Consider the following 5,322-nt stretch of genomic DNA (forward strand, 5'->3'; position numbering starts at 1 on the left):
GACGGGCTGGTGGCTATGGCACTCTGGGCTGACGATGAACCTGCTGAGCCTCTAGAATGGAAGGCTGTCGAGAAAAGAAGTGTCTTCCCAATGTCGAAACGTAACATGCAGGTTGTGCTGCGCCAGGCGATCCCAGGGCTGGGCAAGCCCGGAGAGATTGTCAACGTCAAGCCCGGCTATGCTCGCAACTACCTCTTCCCACGGCAGATGGCGGTGCGGGTTACCCCTGGCATATTGAAAGAGCAGCAGGTGCGTCTGCAGCAGGAGGCAGCTCGTAAACTGGCAGAAAGACAACAGGCGGAAAACTACAAGACTGCTCTGGAGACCATCGGTCGCTTTGTCATCCGTAAGAAAGTGGGAGAACACGACCTCCTATTTGGGCAGGTGACCACCAGCGATATTGCCGAGGTGGTGCTGGCTACCAGCGGTCTGGATATCGACCGCCGCAACATTCTCCTCAACGAGGAAATCAAAAAAACCGGGGTTTATCCCGTGCAGGTAAAGTTACACCCCGAAGTTACCGCTACGCTGCGCATTCAGGTTACTCCCGAATGAGGACTCACCTTCGAGGATCCCTGAGTTCCCGTGAGGGATCCCGGGGTGAGTAGGGTTTTTGCCTTAGGCAACAAGCGGGTATGCTCAGCCTAGAGCTTGACCCGCCTGACGATTGGAGCTGACTGGCTGAGAGGCCGGTTGCCCTAGGGCTGGGTTGATTTTCCTATCCTGGCTTGTGGTGATCAGCGATTACGACTTAACGGGTGGGGATCGGCTTCCTCCTCAAAACATTGAAGCCGAGGAGGAAATCCTGGGGGGCATTCTCCTCGATCCGGATGCGTTGGTGCGGGTCGCGGAGTTTCTGCGTCCAGAGATGTTCTATATCTCTGCCCACCAAGAGATTTACCGGGCTGCTCTCCAACTGCACAGCCAAGGGCAGCCCACCGACCTGATGACTGTGTCTGCTTGGTTGGCGGATCATCATCTTCTGGAGCGGGTGGGGGGAACAGGGGCGATCCGTCGTCTGCTGGAGCAAACCGTCAGCAGCGTCAACATCGACCAGTATGCTCGCCTGGTGATGGATAAATACATGCGCCGCCAGTTGATCCAGGTGAGCAATACCTTGGCTCGTTTGGCCTACGATACCAGCCAGCCCCTGTCTCAGGTAATGGATCAAGCCGAGCAGCAGGTGTTTGGCCTCACCCAAGAGCGAGTGCAGCGTAGCCTCATCCCGGCTTCTGAGGTTTTGGTCAATATCTTCTCGGATTTGGAAGAGAAGTTCCAAAGCGGGGCACAGCTTCCGGGGATCCCGACCAAATTCATCGACCTGGATAACTTGACCCAGGGCTTGCAGCGATCCGACTTGTTGATCCTGGCCGGTCGTCCCTCGATGGGGAAGACCAGTCTTGCCCTCAACATTGCCCAGAATGTGGCTGCCTATGCCAAGCAGCCGGTCGCCATCTTTAGCTTGGAAATGTCACGAGAGCAACTGGTGCAGCGGCTTTTGGCCAGCGAAGCCCGCATCGACAGCAGCCGTCTGCGTTCTGGGCGCATCAGCGAACACGAGTGGCAGCGCCTGGGACAAGCCATTGGTTTTTTATCGCAATTGCCCCTGTTCATCGACGATACCCCCGACTGTACCGTTACAGAAATTCGCTCCAAAGCGCGGCGTTTGCAGGCGGAACAGGGGGGAACGTTGGGGATGGTGTTGATCGACTACCTACAACTGATGCAGGGATCCGCCGCCGACAACCGGGTGCAGGAGCTGTCGCGCATTACTCGTGGCCTCAAGGCCATGGCCAAGGAGCTGATGGTGCCGGTGCTGGTGCTGTCTCAGCTCAGTCGAGCTGTTGAGTCTCGCTCCGACAAACGTCCACAGCTGGCGGATCTGCGGGAATCGGGCTGTCTGGCCGGGGATACGCAGGTGATGGATGCGGATCGCGGCAAGATCTGGCGGCTGGATCAACTGGCGGCCCTGCCGGCTGCGGCGGAACTGCCCCGCCTGCTCAGCTTGAACGGGCGCGGGCGCTTGGTGCCTCAACAGCCTGTGAAAGTGTTTTGCAGCGGTCGGCAGCCCACCTGTGTTCTGAAGACCCGCCTCAACTTTTCCATTCGCGCCACCGGCAATCACCCCTTTTTCACCCAACAGGGCTGGAAAACCTTGGACGAGCTGCAATTGGAGGAAGAGGTGGCGGTGGTAGTGCAGGAGGGGCTGATCTGGGATCCGGTGGTGCTCATCAGCGAGCCGGGGGAGCCTCAGCCGGTTTACGACATCGAGATGCCCCGCCACCACAACTTCGTGGCCAACGGTCTGCTGGTTCACAACAGCATCGAGCAGGATGCCGATCTGGTGATGATGATCTATCGCCCGGAATACTACGATCCCAACACCAGCGATCGCGGCATTGCCGAGGTCATCATTGCCAAACATCGCAACGGCCCCACCGGTACCGTGCGCCTGCTGTTCGAAAGCCAGTACACCCAGTTTCGCAACCTGGCGGATCCCAACCGCTGAGCAACCGATGCCGAAGAGGGATCCGGAGCTGCTGCCTTGGGAACAACCCCGCAAGGTGTTAGCTTAGGATCGCTGCGGGCCAAAGCGTTGCTCTTGAGCCGGCTACCCTCTCTCCTAATGCTCAAAACGATATGTTTAAAAACGTGTTAATTGCCACCGACCGCCGAGATGGCCTGCAGCGTTTTGGCAAGTGTCTAGAAGATCTGCACAGCAATGGCATCGAGCGCGTCACCTTCGTCCGCAGCGTAGATTGGCAAGAGGACGACATCGGCATTCCCGACGACATTACCCCCGAAGTCCAGGCAGAGCAGACCCAGTTGCAGAAGCTGCTGAACCCGATCCCAGCAGGGTTGGAAGTCGAGGCTCTGGTGCAGGCGGGCAGGCCAGCCGATCTAATCCTAAAAGGCATCCAAACCTATGGCTCCGATCTGCTGATTACAGGCATGGGTACCCACAACCTGCTCGCCGAAAAATTGTTCGGCAGCACCACCATGACGCTGTTGCCGAAGCTGAAAATCCCCCTACTGGTGATGCGCCCCCAGCTGCTGGCTACCTTTACCCTGGAAGAATTGCGCTTGCGCAGCCGCCACCTGTTTCGCTGCCTCTTGGTGCCCTTTGACTTTGAACAGCCGCGTCAGCAGTTGCTGAACCATCTCGGCCACCTGCTGCCCGGTACTTCCCAGTGCCAGACGCTTACCCTGCTCTACGTGGTGGATCCCAGCGCCCGCCGCAACCAAGGAACTCCGGTGGAGGTGCTCCAACGCAAAGCCGAGGCTGACCTGGCCCAGGTGCTTGAACCCCTGAGCGAGCAGGTGAAGCCCGTACAGCTGCGCACCCTGGTGCGGGTGGGATCCCCTCTCAAAGAGATCCTGGCTACTGCTGCCGATGAAGACATGACGGCCATTGCCACTGCCTCCCCCCACGTGGGCAGCTTTTGGGAGTGGTCGGTTCGCAGCCTAACCGGCGAGATTTTGCGGCAAAGTTGGCATCCGGTGTTGTTTTTCCCGCGCGGGTCTTTGGCCCAGTAGATCCAGGCAAGATCCAAGCCGAGTGTTGCAGATTAACTCATCCTCCATGACCCCCCCCTCTACGACAGCGCTGCAGGATCTGTTTCGGGCGGTGGCCCAAGGGAAGCTCACCCCAGAGCAAGCTCTGCAGGCCTATCGCTTTCTGCCCTTCGAGCCGGTGGGAGATTTCGCCCATGTGGATCACCACCGTCCCTTGCGCACGGGCTTTCCCGAAGCCGTGTGGGGGCCGGGCAAGACCCCAGATCAGATTGCCCAGATCCTGGAGCAACTCCACCAGCGGGGATCCCTGGCCTTGGCCACCCGCATCGAAGCCCAGGTGTATGCCGAGATCCGCAGCCGCTTGCCCCAGGCCCAGTATTCCGAGTTGGCCCGCTTGTGTTGGATCCCGTCCCAGCAGGTGGTCAGCCATCCTGGACAGGTCAGCGTGATCTCCGCCGGCACTGCCGATTTACCGGTGGCAGAAGAAGCCGCCCTCACGCTCGAGCTTTCTGGGTTTCAGGTGAAGCGCCTCTGGGATGTGGGGGTGGCCGGGATCCATCGGCTGCTGCACAACCGGGCGGCCCTGCAAGCGGACGTGCTGATCGTGGTGGCGGGCATGGAGGGGGCCTTGGCCAGCGTGGTGGCGGGTCTGGCGGATTGTCCGGTGATCGCTGTGCCCACCAGCATTGGCTACGGGGCCAGCTTCCAGGGCTTGGCTGCCCTGCTCACGATGCTCAACTCCTGCGCAGCGGGGGTGGGAGTGCTGAACATCGATAACGGTTTCGGGGCGGCGATTCTGGCAGGCCAGATCCTGCGTTGTGGACAACGGCTGGCAGCTCGATTGAGTTCATGCGGCCCCACTGGAGATCCAACAGGGAATCGACAGATTTCGGAAGGTTAAGAATTGTAAATAGATCCTGAGCCAAACAGGCTATACTCAGGCCATAGTTTAGGCTTGGGCTTTCTCTTTCCCATCCTTCGGGAGTTTGAGGGTGTTGCCTCTGGTCACCTAACTGGGTTCATGCCTTTTTCTGGGGTACCTTTATCCGAAGATGGGGAGGGTTCCTACGCTGGTTAACTGCTGTGTTGGACTGACTGGGGCGGACAAAACGCGCGAATATGCTAATTGATGCAACACTTGTCAAAAATGCAACAGATGCGATGGGAGCGACCTTGATCCTGGCGCAAGGGATGACTCAGTCCTTCACCTGGACAGATATTTTCTTGGTAGTGGCTTTGGTGTTTTTGGAGGCCGCCCTCTCTGCGGACAACGCCGTTGCCCTAGCAGCTCTGGTGAAGCATCTGCCCACCCCCCAGCAGCAAAATCGGGCCTTGCGCTGGGGCATCATCGGCGCTTACAGCTTTCGCATTGCCATTGTCTTCGCGGCAGTTTGGTTGGTGGAGTATCCGCCCGCCCAATTCTTGGGGGCCTGTTATCTGCTCTGGCTAGCCTGGCAGCACTTTCGGGGCGAGGAAGAAGGCCAAGAACAGGACATCACCCGCCACGCCAATTTTTGGCAGACCCTGGTGATGGTGGAACTGACGGATCTGGTCTTTTCTTTCGACAGCATCGCCGCTTCGGTGGGCGTCTCCCGCAAGGCTTGGGTAATCATCCTCGGCGGCATTCTCGGCATTACCCTGATGCGCTACATGGCTTCTCTGTTTTTGCGTTGGTTGGACGAGTTCTCTCACCTGGAAGACGCCGCTTTTGCCATCATCGCCTTGGTGGGGAGCACCATGTTGTTGGAGGTGTTTTTCCCCCAAATCGAGATCCCGGAGTGGGGGATGGTGGTGGCTGTGATCCCC

The 5,322-nt window shown here is 58.7% G+C and carries 5 protein-coding genes; all 5 read left to right on the forward strand.

What is annotated here, in order from left to right; all coding sequences use genetic code 11:
- The first annotated feature begins 90 nt into the window (after positions 1–90).
- A complete protein-coding gene (rplI, locus tag NW820_RS09595; RefSeq protein WP_414355859.1) occupies positions 91–555 on the forward strand; it encodes a 50S ribosomal protein L9 in 465 nt (154 codons plus the stop codon).
- Between the two features lie 178 nt (positions 556–733).
- Complete coding sequence (gene dnaB / locus NW820_RS09600) at positions 734–2,509, forward strand: replicative DNA helicase (protein ID WP_414407363.1); 1,776 nt, start codon at positions 734–736, stop codon at positions 2,507–2,509.
- 131 nt (positions 2,510–2,640) lie between these two features.
- Complete coding sequence (locus NW820_RS09605; RefSeq protein ID WP_414407360.1) at positions 2,641–3,537, forward strand: universal stress protein; 897 nt, start codon at positions 2,641–2,643, stop codon at positions 3,535–3,537.
- Between the two features lie 46 nt (positions 3,538–3,583).
- Positions 3,584–4,417, forward strand: a complete 834-nt coding sequence (gene larB, locus NW820_RS09610) for a nickel pincer cofactor biosynthesis protein LarB (protein WP_414407361.1) — start codon at positions 3,584–3,586, stop codon at positions 4,415–4,417.
- A gap of 260 nt (positions 4,418–4,677) precedes the next feature.
- A partial coding sequence (locus NW820_RS09615; RefSeq protein ID WP_414407362.1) for a TerC family protein occupies positions 4,678–5,322 on the forward strand: 645 nt, incomplete at its 3' end.

The sequence above is a fragment of the Synechococcus sp. R55.7 genome (assembly GCF_047461955.1).
Taxonomy (GTDB): Bacteria; Cyanobacteriota; Cyanobacteriia; order Thermostichales; family Thermostichaceae; genus Thermostichus.